A 16,766-nucleotide genomic window follows, 5' to 3' on the forward strand; every position below is an offset into this window, starting at 1 on the left:
CGTTTGGCCCGTCACGCCAAGAGCATCGCCCCCAAGCTGAGCGCCCGCCCGCAACAGCTTTCGCGTGCCTTCCCGTTGGGCATCAGCGACGCTGCCCCGGGTTTGCCGCCGATCCCGGGTGCGGTGAACGTGGCGGTGTTCGCCCCTGGGCTTGCCACCATGGACGTGCATTTTCAGGACGCCGGCGGTGTGTGGCAGTGCGTTGAGCTGGATGCCTTCACGGACGGCGTCCACCACGGCACCGTTACAGGGCTGGTTGCGGGCAGCCGTTACGCCTTCTGGCCGCACGGCGAGGCGCTCCCGGCCTCGGGGCAGCTGCTGCTGGACCCCTATGGCCGGGCCATTGACGACGACGGCGGCGTGCTGCGTTCGGTGTACGTCACCGGCAGCTTCGACTGGGGGAACGACGCACGCCCGCACATCCCGTGGCGCGACACGGTGGTCTACGAGTGCCACGTGAAGGGCCAAACCATGCTGCACCCGGAGATTCCCGAGGAGCTGCGCGGCACCTATGCCGGTTTGGCGCATCCGGTCATGGTTGATTACCTGCTTGAACTGGGAATCACCACGCTGGAGCTGCTGCCGGTGCACTACCACCTGGACGAGCCGCACCTGCAGGACCTGGGCCTGGTCAACTACTGGGGCTACAACACGCTGGGCTTCTTCGCGCTCTGGCCGGGCTACGCCACCGCGGCCGCCCAAGCGGCAGGTCCCCGGGCCGTGCAGGACGAGTTCCGCACGATGGTGAAGAAGCTGCACTCGGTGGGGATCGAGGTGGTTCTGGATGTGGTCTACAACCACACCGCCGAGGGCGGGAAAGACCAGGACACGTACTCCTTCCGCGGCCTGGCCGACGACGTGTACTACCGGCACGATGGCCAGGGGAACTACCTGGACACCACCGGCTGCGGAAACACAATGAACTTCAACGAGCCGCGCGTAATCCAGTTGGCCTTGGACTCGCTGCGCTACTGGGTGGAAGAATTCCACATCGACGGCTTCCGCTTCGATCTAGCCGTATCCCTGGGCCGGGATGGGCATAACCACTTCAATCCCCGCCATCCGTTTTTGGTGGCCGTCGGCGCCGACTCCGTCTTGTCCGGAGCCAAGCTGATTTCCGAACCCTGGGACCTGGGCGATGGTGGCTGGCAGACCGGCCACTTTCCGCCGGGCTGGGCCGACTGGAACGACCGCTTCCGCGATACCGTCCGTGATTTCTGGCTGGCGGACCAAGCAGCCGCGGCGTCCGGCGGCCGCGGCGGGACCGTGGCCAGACTGGCCAGCTGCCTGGCCGGATCCACCGAGCTGTTCGCCGGTTCCGGCCGCACGGCGCTGGCTTCGCTGAACTTCGTCACCGCCCATGACGGTTTCACCTTGGCCGACCTGACATCATACCACCGCAAGCACAACGAGGCGAACGGCGAAGAAAACCGTGACGGGCACGACCACAACCGCAGCTACAACCACGGCGTCGAAGGGCATACCGGGGACAGCCGGATCCTGAATGCGCGCGAGCGGACGGCGCGTAACCTGATGGCCACCTTGCTGCTGTCGCTCGGCGTGCCGATGATCTGCGCCGGCGACGAAATCGGGCGGAGCCAGCAAGGGAACAACAACGCGTACTGCCAGGACAACGGCCTGGCCTGGACCAACTGGCAATTGGATGAGCGCGAACACCGGATGTTTGATGTCACCCGCCGGCTGATCCGGATCCGCCGTTCCTTCCTGGCCCACCAGCCCTATAACTATCCGGCGCGGGAGGAGAGTTCCTACCTGCTCTGGTTCAATGCCGACGGCGAACCGATGACGCCGGATGACTGGAACGACCCGGACTGCCGCATGGTCCAACTGTTGATGGGGTCGCCGCAAGGCATGATCGACGGTCTGGTGGTCATCAACGGGGGGCTGCAGCCGCAAAAGATCGTGATGCCCGCTCCTGGAACGTTGCAGGATTTTGGCAAGCACCGCGGTGAAAAGATTCCTTTCGAGCTGCTCTACACCACCTCGCACGTTGATGATCAACGGCGCGGGGCCAAGGTCCGCAGCGGTGAGAAGGACATCATCAGCGCCAACGCCATCTCGATCTACCGTTCCTGACATGCATCCGGCGCCGGGGGCCTTGAGGGCCCATCCGGCGCCGGATGACTACGCGGCGGAACGCGATCCGAGGCGGATCAGATCTGCCGCGGCGGCTCCTGCACATTCCCGCGGGCCTCCTGTGCCCGGTCCTTGACGTCCTGCGCGGCGGACGTGCCTTCGGCCTTGACCTTGTCCATCGAGTCCTGCGCAGAGGACTTCAGGTCCTCGGCCGCCTCCCGGGCCGGCTCCTTCATGTCCTGGGCCACCTCTTGGGCGGCGTCCTTGACTTGCTGGACAACCGGCTGGGCTCCCTCCTTGACCTTGTCAGCAGCCTGCTGCTCTACGCGGCTGGCGGGGAACAGCGAGGACAGCAACCAGCCTGCACCGAAGGCGATCAGACCTGCCGCCAAGGGGTTGCCCTCCGCCTTGCGGGCAATCTGCTGTGGGACGTCGCTGGCCATCTGGCCGGCGTCGTGCATCATGGACTTCGTGCCGCTCCCGGCGTCCTGCATCATGGACTTCGTGCCGCTGCCGACGTCGTCCGCGGCGCCCATGACCTTGTCCTTGACCCGGCCCACGGAATCTTTCACCTTGTCCGTCTGCCGGTGGACAATGTTCGACGGCGAGGCTTTCTCCGCCACAGCGTCCACGTCCGTGCCCAGCCGTGCGCGTGTCCGTTCGATGTCGGCTCGGATTTCTTCTGGTGACTGGCTCATAGTGCTTCCTCACTTGGCTTCAATGTTTCCGGAATCTTTTTCACTGACTCGGTGGTCCGGGGCATCCCCTGGACGGTCTTCATCTTCTTCCTGCCGGCCGAATAGAGAATGGCGGCGACGATCGCCCAAATGACTGCCACAATCAGGGCGGACCACGCCAAGCCGATTCCGTAAGCGATCAGGGCCCACAGGGCGAGGGACAGGAAGAGCAGGACGAAATGCCCGGCGACGCCGGCTCCGCCCAGCATCCCTGCGCTCTTGCCGGCCCTGGTGCCGGTCTCCTTGAGTTCGGCCTTCGCCAACTCCAGTTCCTGCCGCATCAGCACGGAGATGTCCTTGGTGACCTGGCTGAGCAGGTCGCCGAGCGACTCATTCTCGGCCTTGATCTCCGCCCGGGTAGGTTGGGCGCCATCCTGACCGGGCACGTGCTGCTGGCTTGGGCCGGGCACCTGCTGGTGACTCATAGCGTACCTCCGCCTTCATAGGGGTTTCGGTCCGGAATTGCGGTGCCGCGGCCGCCCAAGGGCGGTTCGCCGGCCGGGTAGGTGGTCTCTGGCTGTGCCGGTGCGCCGCCGATCGCAGAGCCCGTCTGCGCCCCCGGTGCCGCAAAGCCCGCAGCGCTCTGAGTGTCATAGCCGCCAACCGTCTCTGGCGAAGCGTAGACCGGGCCGGCGGTAGCACGATGCGTGCCCATGCCTTGCCCCATTCCGACGCCGCTGCCCGATCCGCTATCGGCGGTCAAGCCCTTGGTCAGCCTGCCGGCCAGGACACCCGCGCCTGCCGCGATGGCCAGGAAAGCACCGGGACGCTGGCGGGCAAAGCGCTTGACCTCGTCCAGCAACGAGCCCGGGTCGCGGTTTTCCAGCCAGCCAGCCACGGAGTCAGCCCTGTCCGCGGCTCGGCTCACCAAATTGGTCGCGGTCCCGGACTGGTCCGAGTTGCGAGCCATGGAGCTGAGCTCTTCCCCGATCGAGCGCAGGCCGGACGCCACGCGCTGCTGCTGGGTGTGGGCCTGGCCGTAGACGTCGTCGCCCAGTTCGGACATCAGGTTGCGGGCCTTTTCCTTGGCCTCTTGGGCCACCTGCTTTGCTTCGCCCTTGGCCGTTTCGGCCACATGCTGCCCGGCTTCGACCCCTTCGCGGCCTACGTCCTTGGCCTCGGTCTTGGCCGTCTCGCTCCTGGACTGGCCGGTCATCGGCGGAGTCGTGGGCGGCGGGACTGCCGCGCCGCCGGCCGGGTAAACGGGAACTCCCTCGTCGTAACTGCCGGAACTTGAATTCGTGGTCATGGCAATTCCTTTTCTGTAGCGGGTTTCTTCCTGTCAGTCCTGACGTTTTCAGGTGTGTTCACGGGATTCCTCCTCCTGCCCGTAGGCATGACGGAGCTTGCGGCCCCGGGCGATGTCCTCCTCTTCCTTCTCGGCGTTCTTGTCGCTCTTGCGAGTGTCACGGGCCGGAAGCTGAATGTTTTCTTCGGCGGCGATGCCGGCCTGGAGCTGCCGGCCGCGTTCGGTTTCCGCATCGAACTCAGCGCCGAACAGCAGGGCCAGATTGGCCAGCCAGAACCACAGCAGCATGACAATCACGCCGCCGATGGCACCGTAGGTCTTGTTGTAGTTACCGAAGTTGGCCACGTAGAAAGCAAAGCCGAGGGTTGCCAGAGCCAGCACCAGGAGCGCGATGAGCGCGCCGAGGCTCATCCAACGGAATTTCGGCTGCTTCACGTTCGGCGTCGCGTAGTACAGCACCGCGATCATGACCACCGCGAAGATGACCAGCAACGGCCACTTGGCGATGTTCCAGACGGTGAGCGCCACTTCGCCCAGGCCGATAAAGGAGCCGACGGTCTGTGCGACCGGTCCGGAGAGCACCAGCATCAGCATCATCAGCACCGCCAGCAGCAGCACCACGATCGTGATCAGCAGCATGACCGGGCGCAGCTTCCAGAACGGGCGGCCTTCATCGACCTCATAGATCCTGTTCATGGCCCGGCCGAAGGCGTTGACGTAGCCGGAGGCGGACCAGATGGCACCCACCAAGCCAACAACGAACGCCAGCCCCGCTCCTTGGGAACTGGCCAACTGTTCGATGGGCTGCCGGATGACATTTGCCGTCTGGCCCGGCGCCACGTTTTCGACCATGCGCATGATGGCGTCGGTGGTGGCTTCGGCCTGTCCAACCAGTCCCAGGACCGAGACCAAGGCCAGCAGGCCCGGGAACAGGGACAGGACGCCGTAGTAAGTCAGCCCAGCGGCCAGATCCGTACAGTCGTCGTCGGTGAATTCACGGAACGTCTTGCGGAAGATGTACTTCCAGGAGGCCTTCTTCACCTCTGGGGGAGTCTGAGGCTTGTCCTCATGGTCCGGCGGTGGTGCAGTGCCTTGCTCGGTACCGGTGCCCATATTCGCCTCCTTTGCGGTTCTTTAGGACGGAACACCCTCATGCTATTAGTCAGCATGCTGATAATAAAGGGGTGTGCCACACAGAAGGACGTACGAAGGGGCAGATTTTCAGCTGCTATCGAGGTGCGGACCGGGCGGCGCGCGACGAGCGAGAACCGGGCGCTTCCGCGGATTCACGGCTACTGCAGGCGCCGGGCGCCGGGAAGGCGCGGCGGCCCAGGACGGCTGCAGGAGTGGTTAAAAAATCTGTTGAATTTCACCTGCACGCCGAGTGGCTGTGGTCCCCGCCTGGGCCGGCCAGGCGGGGACCACAGTCCTTCCGGATGGCTGATCAGTTGCTGGCGTTGGCAACCAGGCCGAGTTCGGCCTGGTTCGCCAGCGCCTCATGCTTGGGCAGCACGCGCACGCTGTACCCGAACGAACCGGAACGGTCGATCGTCACCGGGCCCGTGAACAAGTAGCGACCGTCGCCCAACTGCTCCGCGACGACCAGATCATCGCTGGACGTCTGCACGAGATCGTCGTTTTCGGTCACTTGCCCATGGACCACCTGGACGGTGACATTATCCGGTGCCAGCGGGCCGAGCCGGACGTAGGCATTGACCGTCAGCGACTCGCCGATCTGCGGTTCGTCGGTAATGCCCATGGAATCCACGTGATCCACCGACACGTCACCCCAAGCATTGCGGACCCTGCTGGTCCACGCGGCCAGTTCCTTCGCCGCGGTGAAATCGTCAGCGCGGGCAGCCCGTCCGGACGTCGCTGCGGGACGGTAGAGCTGCTCCACATAGTCCTGCAGCATCCGTTCGGCGGAGACGGCCGGCCCCAGGTTGGCCAGCGTGTGCTTGATCATCGCGATCCACTGATGCGGCACGTTGTCCGTCCCGATCGGCTCGGACGGGCCCGCGGCACCGGCACCTTCGGGTATCTCCGCGGCGTAAAAGCGCGGCGCCACATGGTGCTCCACCAGGTCATAGAGTGCTGCGGCTTCTATGTCGTCCCGCTCGTCCGGGTCGAACACGTCGGCGGTCCCGGCTTCGGTGGAGGGGTTCGCCGTGGGTATCGCCCAACCGTTGTCGCCGTCGTACATTTCGTCCCACCAGCCGTCCAGCACGGAGAGATTCAGGCCGCCATTGATGGCCGCCTTCATTCCCGAGGTACCGCAGGCTTCCAGCGGACGCAGCGGATTGTTCAGCCACACGTCGCAACCCGGGAAGAGGGTGCGGGCCATGGCGATGTCGTAATTGGGCAGGAAGACGATCCGGTGCCGGACCTCCGGGTCGTCGGTGAACCGCACCAGGTCCTGGATCATCCGCTTGCCCTGTTCATCGGCCGGATGGGATTTGCCGGCGATGACCAGTTGGATCGGCCGTTCCGGATGCAACAGCAGCGCCTTGAGCCGGGCCGGATCGCGCAGCATTAAGGTCAGCCGTTTGTAGGTGGGCACCCGCCGGGCAAAACCGATGGTCAGCACGTCCGGGTCCAGCACGGAATCAGTCCACGCCAGCTCGGCGTCCGCGGCGCCGCGTTTCTTCCAGGACGCACGCAGCCGGCGGCGCACATCCTCAATGAGGTTTGTCCGCAGGCTGCGGCGCAACGCCCAAATGTCCTCGTCGGCGGCGTCGTACACGCGGTCCCACTGGCGGTCAATCACGGTTTGGTCGCCGAACGCCGACCGGGCGAACTCCGCAACCTGCGGGTCCACCCAGGTGGGCACGTGTACGCCGTTGGTCACCGAGCCGATCGGCACTTCCTGCTGGTCGAAGCCCGGCCAGAGCCCGCAGAACATGCCGCGCGAGACCACGCCGTGCAGCTTGGCCACTCCGTTGGCCCGCTGGGCCAGCCGCAGGCCCATCACGGCCATGTTGAACTTGGACGGATCTCCGCCGTCGTAATTCTCGTCTCCCAGTTCCAGGATCTTGGCTGTGGGCACATCCGGGGCGAGCCCGGCACTGAAGAAGTGCTGGATCTGTGCCTTGTCGAACCGGTCGATGCCGGCAGGCACCGGTGTGTGCGTGGTGAAGACCGTGTTGGCCCGGCCGGCGGCCAGTGCCTCGTCCCAGTTCAGGCCGGCGGCCGCCAACTCCTGGATGCGTTCGATGCCCAGGAAACCGGCGTGCCCCTCGTTGGTGTGGAAGACTTCCGGGGCCGGAGCGCCGGTGAGCCGCTGGTGGACGCGCAGCGCCTTCACACCGCCCATGCCCAGCAGCAGTTCCTGTTGCAGCCGGTGGTCGCCGCCGCCTCCGTAGAGCCGGTCGGTGATGCCACGCGCGGCCTCATCGTTGCCTGGAATGTTGGAATCCAGCAGCAGCAGCGGCACCCGGCCCACGTCGGCGCGCCAGATGTAGGCGCCGAGCCGGCGCCCGTTCGGCAGCGGCAAGGTGACCTGGGCGGGCTGCCCGTCCGCCTCGCGCAGCAGGGTCAACGGCAGGCCGTCCGGGTCCAGCACCGGATAGGTCTCCTGCTGCCACGCGTCGCGGCTCAGCGACTGGTTGAAGTAGCCGGCCGCATAGAGCAGGCCCACACCCACCAGCGGCACGCCCAGATCGGACGCGGCCTTCAAATGGTCGCCGGCCAGGATGCCCAGGCCGCCGGAATACTGCGGGAGCACGTGGGTGATCCCGTATTCGGGGGAGAAGTAAGCGATCGACGCCGGGGCCTCAGCTCCCAGCGTCTGGTACCAGCGGTCTTCGGTGAGGTATTCCTCCAAGTCCGCGTCCAGTTCGCGTACTCGGGTCACCACCTGCTGGTCGGCGGCGAGCCCCCGCAGCCGTTCGCGGGTAAAGGAGCCCAGCAGGGCCACCGGATCCTGGCCCACTTCGGCCCAGCCCTGCGGGTCCAGTTGTTCGAAGAGTTGCTGGGTTGGCCGGTGCCAGGACCAGCGCAAATTGCCTGCCAGGCGGGCCAGCGGAGCAATGCTCTCGGGGAGGACAGTGCGGACGGTAAATCTGCGGATTGCCTTCACCCGGCCTAGGTTAGCGCAGATATTTCCACCGGCGATGACCGGCAGGTGAATGCACGCCGAACTGGCCGCCAAACCGTCTCCGGGGCGCCGGGTTCCTTCGCAATCGGGAGGGATTCTCGCTAACGTCTAGTCTTGTGACGACTTCGACGCAGGAGCACAGCCCGTCCCAACCAACGCAGCGCCTGAAATTCGGCCGGATCCCGGTGGTCGATGTGTGGCCGGTGGTCGGCGGCGGCGATTTCCCGGCCAAGGCGATCCCGGGCGAGGACATAGAGGTGGCCGCCACCGTCTTCCGCGAGGGGCACGACAAGATCGGCGCCACCGCGGTGCTGTTCGACCCGGACGGCAACCCGGTCCAGCGCGCCAGGCTCACGCCCGGGGCCGCCGGCACCGACCGCTGGCACGGCCGGCTCCGGCCCACCGGCACCGGCCTGTGGACCTTCCACATTGAAGGCTGGGCGGACAACTACGCCACCTGGCAGCACAACGCCGAGGTGAAAATCGCCGCCGGCGTCGACGTGGAACTGATGCTCACCGAAGGCCAGCTGCTGCTCGAACAGGCCGGCGGGCAAGACGGGCGGCCGGAAGAGAATGCACAGGTGCTGCGCCAAGCGGCCGCCGCGCTCGCCGACGAATCGCTGTCCGTGCACGAGCGGCTGGCCGCGGGCACCTCGGCGGCTGTACTGGACGCGGTGCGCAGCCACCCGATCCGCAGCCTCGTCAGCCCGTCGAAGCAGTACCCCATCCTGGTGGAACGCGAACGGGCCGGCCGCGGCGCCTGGTACGAATTCTTTCCGCGCTCGGAAGGCGCGCACTACGACCCCGCGACCGGGATCTGGACCTCCGGGGACTTTACGACGGCGGCGGAGCGGCTCCCGGCCGTCGCCGCGATGGGCTTCGATGTGATCTATCTGCCGCCGATCCACCCGATCGGCGAGGTGAACCGCAAGGGCCCGAACAACACCTTGACCGCTGGTCCGGGGGACCCTGGATCGCCGTGGGCCATCGGCTCCAAGGACGGCGGACACGATGCCATTCACCCCGATCTGGGCGGCTTCGAGCAGTTCGACGCTTTCGTGGCGGCAGCCGAAGCGGTCGGCCTGGAAGTGGCACTGGACCTAGCGTTGCAGGCCGCCCCGGACCACCCCTGGGCCACCGAGCATCCGGAATGGTTCACCACCCGGGTGGACGGCACTATCGCCTACGCAGAGAACCCGCCGAAGAAGTACCAGGACATTTATCCGCTGAACTTCGACAACGACCCGCGCGGCCTCTCCGAAGAGGTCCTGCGGATTGTGAAGCTGTGGATCTCCCACGGAGTGAAAATCTTCCGGGTGGACAACCCGCACACCAAACCGGTGTGGTTCTGGGAGTGGCTGATCGGCACGGTGAACCGCGAGCATCCGGACGTGGTGTTCCTGGCCGAGGCCTTCACCCGGCCGGCGATGATGCACGCGCTGGGGCGCGCCGGTTTCCAGCAGTCCTACAGCTATTTCACGTGGCGCAACACTAAGGAAGAGATCGAAGAGTACTTCACCGAGGTCAGCCATGAGAGCGCGGCGTACTTCCGGCCCAACTTCTTTGTCAACACTCCGGACATCCTCACCGAGTACCTGCAGTATGGTGGCCCGGCCGCGTTCAAGATCCGCGCGGTGCTCGCGGCCACGGCCAGCCCGCTCTGGGGCGTGTACGCCGGCTATGAGCTCTACGAACACGTGGCCCGGCCGGGCGCCGAGGAGTACATCGACAACGAAAAGTACGAGTACAAGGCGCGTGACTTCGCCGCCGCGGAGGCCGAAGGGCGCTCGCTGGCGCCGTACCTGACCCGGCTGAACGCCATCCGGCGGGCCCACCCCGCACTCGGCGACTTGGGCAACCTCACCGTGCACCGCAGCACGGATCCGGCCACGGTGGTGTACTCCAAACACAAGGCGCACCTGCCTGAAATCCACGGCGGGCGGGACACCGTCATCGTGGTGGTGAATGTGGATCCGCACAGTGCGCGCGAATCCACGGTTTCGCTGGATCTGGCGGCGCTGGGACTGCGGGACGAGGACTACAACGACGACGGCACGTTCTGGGTGGACGACCTGCTCACCGGACAGAGCTGGCGCTGGGGCGAGCACAACTACGTGCGGCTGGACGCCCACGTTGAACCGGCCCACGTCCTGCATGTCCGTAGGAACCGCTGATGGCCAGTCCCTTCCAGCTGCATGCTCCGGGCCTGGCGCACGACCCGCACTGGTACCGCAAGGCCGTGTTCTACGAAGTGCTGGTGCGCGGCTTTGCGGACGCGAACGGGGACGGGTCCGGTGACTTCTCCGGGCTGATCGACAAGCTCGACTACCTGCAGTGGCTAGGGGTCGACTGCCTGTGGGTTCCGCCGTTCTTCAAGTCGCCGCTGCGCGACGGCGGGTACGACGTCGAGGACTACTATGACGTGCTGGACGAGTTCGGCACCATCGGCGACTTTAAACGACTGGTGGCCGAGGCCCACGCCCGCGGCGTGCGCGTGATCATCGACTTGCCGCTGAACCACACCTCCGACAAGCACGACTGGTTCGAGCAGTCCCGGCGCGACCCGGACGGACCCTACGGCGATTTCTACGTCTGGTCCGACACGGACGAGAAGTACCAGGAGGCGCGGATCATCTTCGTGGACAGCGAAGACTCCAACTGGGCCTTCGACCCGATTCGCCGGCAGTTTTACTGGCACCGTTTCTTTAGCCATCAGCCGGACCTGAACTTCGAGAACCCAAAGGTGATCGAGGCGGTGTTCGATGTGGTGCGGTTTTGGCTGGACCAGGGGATCGACGGTTTCCGCGCGGACGCCGTCCCCTACCTGTTCGAAGAAGACGGGACCAACTGCGAGAACCTGCCTGCTACGCACACTTTCCTGCAGGACCTGCGCGCCATGGTGGACGCCGAATACCCGGGCCGCGTGATTATCGCCGAAGCCAACCAGCTGCCGCACGAGGTAGTGGAATACTTCGGCCAGCAGGACGACGACGGCGGGCTGCGGCCGGAGTGCCACATGGCCTTCCATTTCCCGATCATGCCGCGGCTCTACTACGCCTTGCGGGACCAGAACGCCGCCCCGATCGTGGCCACCATGGAGGAGACGCCGGCAATCCCGGCCGGTGCCCAGTGGGCAACGTTCTTGCGCAACCATGACGAACTGACGCTGGAGATGGTCAGCATGGAAGAGCGCGAGGCGATGTTCGGCTGGTACGCGCCGGACTCGCGGATGCGCTCCAACATCGGCATCCGCCGCCGGCTTGCCCCGCTGCTGGACAACTCCCGGGCCGAAATCGAACTGATCCACGCGCTGCTGCTCTCGCTGCCGGGGAGCCCGTTCCTGTACTACGGGGACGAGATTGGCATGGGCGACAACATCTGGCTCGAAGACCGCGACTCCTCCCGCACGCCGATGCAGTGGAATCCGGACCGCAACGCGGGGTTTTCCAACGCGGACCCGGGCAAGCTCTACCTGCCGGTGGTGCAGTCGCTGGTGTACCACTACAACTACGTGAACGTAGAGGCACAGCTGGCGCACAACAGCTCGCTGCTGCACTGGGTGCGACAGATGCTGGCGGTGCGCAAAGCCCACCCGGCCTTCGGCCTGGGCAGCTACCGCAACGTGCCGGTGGAATCGGAGTCGGTGCTGGCCTTCCTCCGCGAGGTGCCGGAAAACAATCCGGAGGGCGTGGACAAAGAAGTGCTGTTGTGCATCTTCAACCTTTCGCAGCACCCGGTGGCTGCCCCGCTGCAGTTGCCCCAATATGCCGGCCGCGGGTTGCGCGACCTGTTCGGCGGCACCCCCTTCCCGGCCTTTGACGACGCCGGCCAACTCACCCTGACGCTGGGCAGCCACGACTTCTTCTGGCTGCGCCTGCGTTCCATCACTTCCAACCTGGCATCACCGCAGACGGAGACCCTTCCGGTCATCAGATCCACTGAAGAAACCGAGGTGGCAACAACACATGCCTAAATTCACGCCGAGCATTCCCGAACTGCTGCGCCCGTGGCTGACCGCACAGCGCTGGTTCCCGGCCAAGGGCCAGGAATTTGTGCTGCACCGACTGGGCGGCATCCGCCTGCAGGATCCGTCCGGCGAGGTGGGACTGGAAGTCCACATCGTCGCCGTGCATACCGCCAACGCCGTGCACGTGGTTAACGTGCCGCTGAGCTACCGCCGGGAGCCGTTGGCCGGCGGGGACGCTGCGCTGGTGGGGCGCGCACAGCAGGAGCCCCAAGACAGCATCAGCGGCGGCGGTGACGACGCCGCGGCCTGGGCCGGTAACGACGACGGCGGCACGGACCACGGCACCGGGGAGCGCTGGATTTACGACGGCGCGCACGATCCGGTGTTCGTCGCCGCCTGGCTGGAACTGATGCGGCGCCAGGCGGTGACCGGTGATGGGCACACCCGGGGGCATGCGGGTGCAGGGTTCGACACGTGGCCGAAGTTCTCCACGGGGCTGGAGGCCTCAGTGCTGTTGGGCGAGCAGTCGAATACCTCTGTGGTGGTCCAGTCCGAGCACGGACCGCTGATTGTGAAGTTCTTCCGGGTCCTGGAAGCCGGAGCCAACCCGGATGTGGAAGTGGGCGTGCTGCTCACGGATGCCGGCTGCCGGGAAGTTCCGGCCACCTACGGCTGGGTCACCGGCGGCTGGCTCACCCCCGGCCAGAACGACGACGGCAGCGACCGTCTGTGGGATACCGGGCACCTGAGCGTGCTCCGGGAGTTCCTTCCGGACAGCCAGGATGCGTGGCGCACAGCGTCCGGCTCGGCCTTGGACGGCACGGACTTCAGCTCACAGGCGCGCCAGTTGGGCGCTGTCACCGGCCGGATTCACCGCAGCCTCCGCGAAGCGGCCGGCAGTCACCGGGCAGATGCCACGGAAGTCAGCGCGTTCAAGGCAGCGCTGGCGGAACGCATCCGGTGGGGCTGGGCGCAGGCCGGGGCGTCCGTGGGGCCCATGGACGAGGAGGTGCAGGAACTGCTGGACCGGCTGGACCAGGTGACCGAGCTGCCCGAGCTGCAGCGGATCCACGGCGACTACCATCTGGGCCAGGTACTGGATTCCGCGCAACGAGGCTGGGTGGTACTGGACTTCGAGGGCGAACCGCTGCGTCCGATGGGCGAGCGCGGCACGGACGACGTGCCGCTGCGCGACGTGGTCGGCATGCTGCGCTCCTTCGATTACGCCGCTGGGGTGGCGCGACTGGCCGGGCCCGACGATGCGGCAGCTGCCGCCGCGGCCGATGAATGGGCGGCGCAGGCCAGTGCGGCCTTCCTGGACGGCTACCGCGAAGAGACCGGCGACCCGGTGGACACCTCGTCCACCCTGTATCTGGCGCTGCTGCTGGACAAGGCACTCTATGAAGTGGTCTACGAACAGCGCAATCGCCCGCGCTGGGTCAAGGTTCCGGTCCGCGGTGTCCGCGAGGCGTTGGCCCCGCTGGCCGGTGCGGGTGGGGAAGCCGCGGGCAGCCGCGACATGGCCGCCGCCGGAGTCGGCGCAGCCGGCAGTGCCGCAGGCGGACGGCCCGGTACGGCCGGCGCGTCCGTCCGCACCGGCGCGGAGGAGACCTCCGCGCCGCCGGCCGCAGCGCCGTCGTCGGGCCGCCGATCCGGCACGCCCGTCGCGGTCGATGCGGAGGTGCTCTCCGCCGTCGCGCACGGTGCCTACCACCAGCCGCACGCGGTCCTCGGCGCGCATCTGGACGACCACGGGCACGTCACGGTCCGGACCCGGCGTCCGCTGGCCGATTCCGTCACCGTGGTCACGCCCTCGCTGCGCGTGCCGATGGAGCACGAACACGAAGGCATCTGGGTGGCGGTTTTCCCCGCCGACGACCCGGGCCATGTGCCGGATTACCGCCTCGAGGTGGCGTACGACGGCGGTGCCCCCGACATCGTCGACGACCCATACCATTACCTGCCCAGCCTGGGCGAGATCGACTTGCACCTGATCGGTGAGGGCCGGCACGAGACGCTGTGGACCGCGCTGGGCTCCCATGTGCGGCGCTACAACTCTGCGCTGGGCGACACTTCCGGTGTCAGCTTCGCCGTCTGGGCACCGAATGCGCGGGCCGTCCGGGTTAAGGGCGACTTTAACCACTGGGACGGGTCCCGCCACGCAATGCGATCAATGGGCGGATCCGGCGTGTGGGAGCTGTACATTCCCGGTGTCGAGGCCGGCGCCGTGTACAAGTACGAGCTGCTGGGCCAGGACGGCCAGTGGCGCGAAAAGGCCGACCCGATGGCACGCTGGACCGAGGTTCCGCCGCTGACCGGCTCGCGGGTGGTCGAGTCGCATTACCGCTTCGGTGACCAGGAGTGGATGGAACGGCGTGCTGTCCGCGACCCGCACAACGGGCCAATGAGCGTCTACGAAGTGCACCTGGGGTCGTGGCGGCTGGGGCTGGACTACCGACAGTTGGCCGACCAGCTGGCCGAATACGTCAGCTGGCAGGGCTTCACCCATGTGGAGTTCATGCCGGTGGCCGAGCATCCGTTCGGCGGATCGTGGGGCTATCAGGTCACCTCTTACTACGCGCCGACCTCGCGTTTCGGGCATCCGGACGACTTTAAGTATCTGGTGGACAAACTGCACCAAGCCGGCATCGGCGTGATTCTGGACTGGGTGCCGGCACACTTCCCGAAGGACGAGTGGGCGCTGGCGCGCTTTGACGGCCAGCCGCTGTACGAGCACGCCGACCCGCGCCTGGGCGAGCACCCGGACTGGGGCACGCTGATCTTCGACTTCGGCCGCAGCGAGGTGCGCAACTTCCTGGTCGCCAACGCGTTGTACTGGCTGGAGGAATTCCACATCGACGGGCTTCGGGTGGATGCGGTGGCTTCGATGCTGTACCGCGACTACTCCCGCAAGGAGGGGGAGTGGTTCCCCAACATCCACGGCGGCCGCGAGAACCTGGAGGCGATCTCCTTCCTGCAGGAAGTCAACGCCACCGCCTACAAGCGGGTGCCGGGCATTGTCACCATTGCGGAAGAGTCCACCGCGTTCGACGGCGTGACCCGCCCGACCAGCGCCGGCGGCCTCGGATTCGGCCTGAAATGGAACATGGGCTGGATGCACGACACCCTCGAGTACATGGCCGAGGATCCGATCAACCGGATGTACCACCACGGCAAGGCCACCTTCTCGATGGTCTATGCCTACACGGAGAACTTCCTGCTGCCGATCAGCCATGACGAAGTAGTGCACGGCAAGGGGTCGATGCTGCGCAAGATGCCCGGCGACCGCTGGCAGCAGCTGGCCAACCTGCGCGCCTACCTGGCCTTCCAGTGGGCGCACCCGGGCAAGCAGCTGATTTTCATGGGCACTGAGTTCGGCCAGGAATCCGAATGGTCTGAACAGCACGGACTGGACTGGTGGCTCTCCGAAAACGTTCCGCACAAGGGGCTGCAGCATTTGGTCCGCAACCTCAACGGGATCTACCGCTCCACGCCGGCTCTCTACGAACGGGACAACGAGCCGGCCGGCTTCCAATGGATCGATGAGAACGACGGTGTGCACAGCACGCTGTCCTTCATCCGCTGGGACCAGCAGGGGAACCCGCTGGTCTGCGTGGCGAACTTCGCCGGCGCTCCGCATGAAGGGTTCCGGCTGGGGCTGCCGTGGGCCGGAGCCTGGGACGAGACCCTCAATACGGATGCGGCCGAATACGGCGGATCCGGGGTCGGCAACCTGGGAGAGGTCACAGCTGAAGAAGGCGGCTGGAAGGGCAGCCCGGCCTCGGCCGTTCTGCGCGTTCCCCCGCTCGGCGTCTTGTACCTGAAGCCCTCGGCCGGGACCGCGGCCGGGACCTCGGAGGGTGCTGCCAGATGAACAGGAGCGGAATTTACATCCCGGCCGAGCAGTGCTAGAGTTTATTTCCGCGCAGGGCGGTGAAGCCGCCAGCGCGAAGCCGACCGGAGGCCTTGGCCGCCGGAAGGAACCGGCCGGACAGTTTGACAAAGACTGAGGGCGCGGGTAAGTTAGAAAAGTTGCTCCGGAGCGATGGAGGGCCTGTGAGGGTCGTCTTGGTGCCGGGTGCTCCTGTTGTTTGAGAACTCAATAGTGTGCCAAGTTTGTTGATACCAATTATTTATTGGTTGAAAGTGCCGTGGCGTGCCGCCCCTGTGGTGTGTCGCGGTTTTATCAGCCTGGTTTGAATTTAGTGCAGTGTCTTTGGTCGTTTTCCCGGCTATTGGTGCTGTGTCTGTTTGAAACATTAACGGAGAGTTTGATCCTGGCTCAGGACGAACGCTGGCGGCGTGCTTAACACATGCAAGTCGAACGATGATCCGGTGCTTGCACCGGGGATTAGTGGCGAACGGGTGAGTAACACGTGAGTAACCTGCCCTTGACTCTGGGATAAGCCTGGGAAACCGGGTCTAATACCGGATATGACCTGTCACCGCATGGTGGCGGGTGGAAAGATTTTTTGGTCTTGGATGGACTCGCGGCCTATCAGCTTGTTGGTGGGGTAATGGCCTACCAAGGCGACGACGGGTAGCCGGCCTGAGAGGGTGACCGGCCACACTGGGACTGAGACACGGCCCAGACTCCTACGGGAGGCAGCAGTGGGGAAT

General features: G+C 65.8%; 9 protein-coding genes and 1 rRNA gene. 5 read left to right on the forward strand and 5 right to left on the reverse strand.

Annotated elements, in window-relative coordinates:
- The first annotated feature begins 159 nt into the window (after nt 1–159).
- The gene (gene glgX / locus AC5RWX_RS09530) at nt 160–2,097 is read left to right on the forward strand and encodes a glycogen debranching protein GlgX (RefSeq protein ID WP_493944680.1); all 1,938 of its coding nucleotides are present in this window, start codon (nt 160–162) and stop codon (nt 2,095–2,097) included.
- A 77-nt stretch (nt 2,098–2,174) separates the two neighbouring features.
- Here the strand turns inward: glgX and AC5RWX_RS09535 are convergent, their stop codons facing one another.
- From AC5RWX_RS09535 to glgP, 5 genes are all read right to left on the reverse strand, one after another.
- Complete coding sequence (locus AC5RWX_RS09535; RefSeq protein ID WP_493941434.1) at nt 2,175–2,795, reverse strand: DUF3618 domain-containing protein; 621 nt, start codon at nt 2,793–2,795, stop codon at nt 2,175–2,177.
- Nucleotides 2,792–3,259 (reverse strand): phage holin family protein, encoded by a 468-nt coding sequence (locus tag AC5RWX_RS09540; protein WP_493941436.1) that lies wholly within the window; start codon nt 3,257–3,259, stop codon nt 2,792–2,794. The genes AC5RWX_RS09535 and AC5RWX_RS09540 overlap by 4 nt, the downstream gene beginning before the upstream one ends.
- Complete coding sequence (locus tag AC5RWX_RS09545; protein ID WP_493941437.1) at nt 3,256–4,083, reverse strand: hypothetical protein; 828 nt, start codon at nt 4,081–4,083, stop codon at nt 3,256–3,258. The genes AC5RWX_RS09540 and AC5RWX_RS09545 overlap by 4 nt, the downstream gene beginning before the upstream one ends.
- Nucleotides 4,084–4,131: 48 nt before the next feature.
- A complete protein-coding gene (locus AC5RWX_RS09550; RefSeq protein WP_493941438.1) occupies nt 4,132–5,196 on the reverse strand; it encodes a YihY/virulence factor BrkB family protein in 1,065 nt (354 codons plus the stop codon).
- Nucleotides 5,197–5,527: 331 nt separating this feature from the next.
- Nucleotides 5,528–8,161 (reverse strand): alpha-glucan family phosphorylase, encoded by a 2,634-nt coding sequence (gene glgP / locus AC5RWX_RS09555; RefSeq protein ID WP_493957351.1) that lies wholly within the window; start codon nt 8,159–8,161, stop codon nt 5,528–5,530.
- A gap of 134 nt (nt 8,162–8,295) precedes the next feature.
- Here glgP and AC5RWX_RS09560 point away from each other — a divergent pair, with 134 nt between their 5' ends.
- The 4 genes from AC5RWX_RS09560 to AC5RWX_RS09575 all read left to right on the forward strand — a co-directional run.
- Nucleotides 8,296–10,353 (forward strand): alpha-1,4-glucan--maltose-1-phosphate maltosyltransferase, encoded by a 2,058-nt coding sequence (locus tag AC5RWX_RS09560; RefSeq protein WP_493957350.1) that lies wholly within the window; start codon nt 8,296–8,298, stop codon nt 10,351–10,353.
- Nucleotides 10,353–12,152, forward strand: coding sequence for a maltose alpha-D-glucosyltransferase (gene treS, locus AC5RWX_RS09565; RefSeq protein ID WP_493941441.1), 1,800 nt, complete (start codon nt 10,353–10,355; stop codon nt 12,150–12,152). Before AC5RWX_RS09560 ends, treS begins: the two co-directional genes overlap by 1 nt.
- Nucleotides 12,145–16,020 carry a 1,4-alpha-glucan branching protein GlgB gene (glgB, locus tag AC5RWX_RS09570; protein WP_494097287.1) on the forward strand — a complete coding sequence of 1,292 codons (3,876 nt, stop codon included), beginning with the start codon at nt 12,145–12,147 and terminating at the stop codon, nt 16,018–16,020. The genes treS and glgB overlap by 8 nt, the downstream gene beginning before the upstream one ends.
- A 385-nt stretch (nt 16,021–16,405) precedes the next feature.
- Nucleotides 16,406–16,766: ribosomal RNA gene (locus tag AC5RWX_RS09575) — 16S ribosomal RNA — on the forward strand; the annotation flags it as partial.

This window comes from Arthrobacter sp. SPT-J7, from assembly GCF_059089965.1.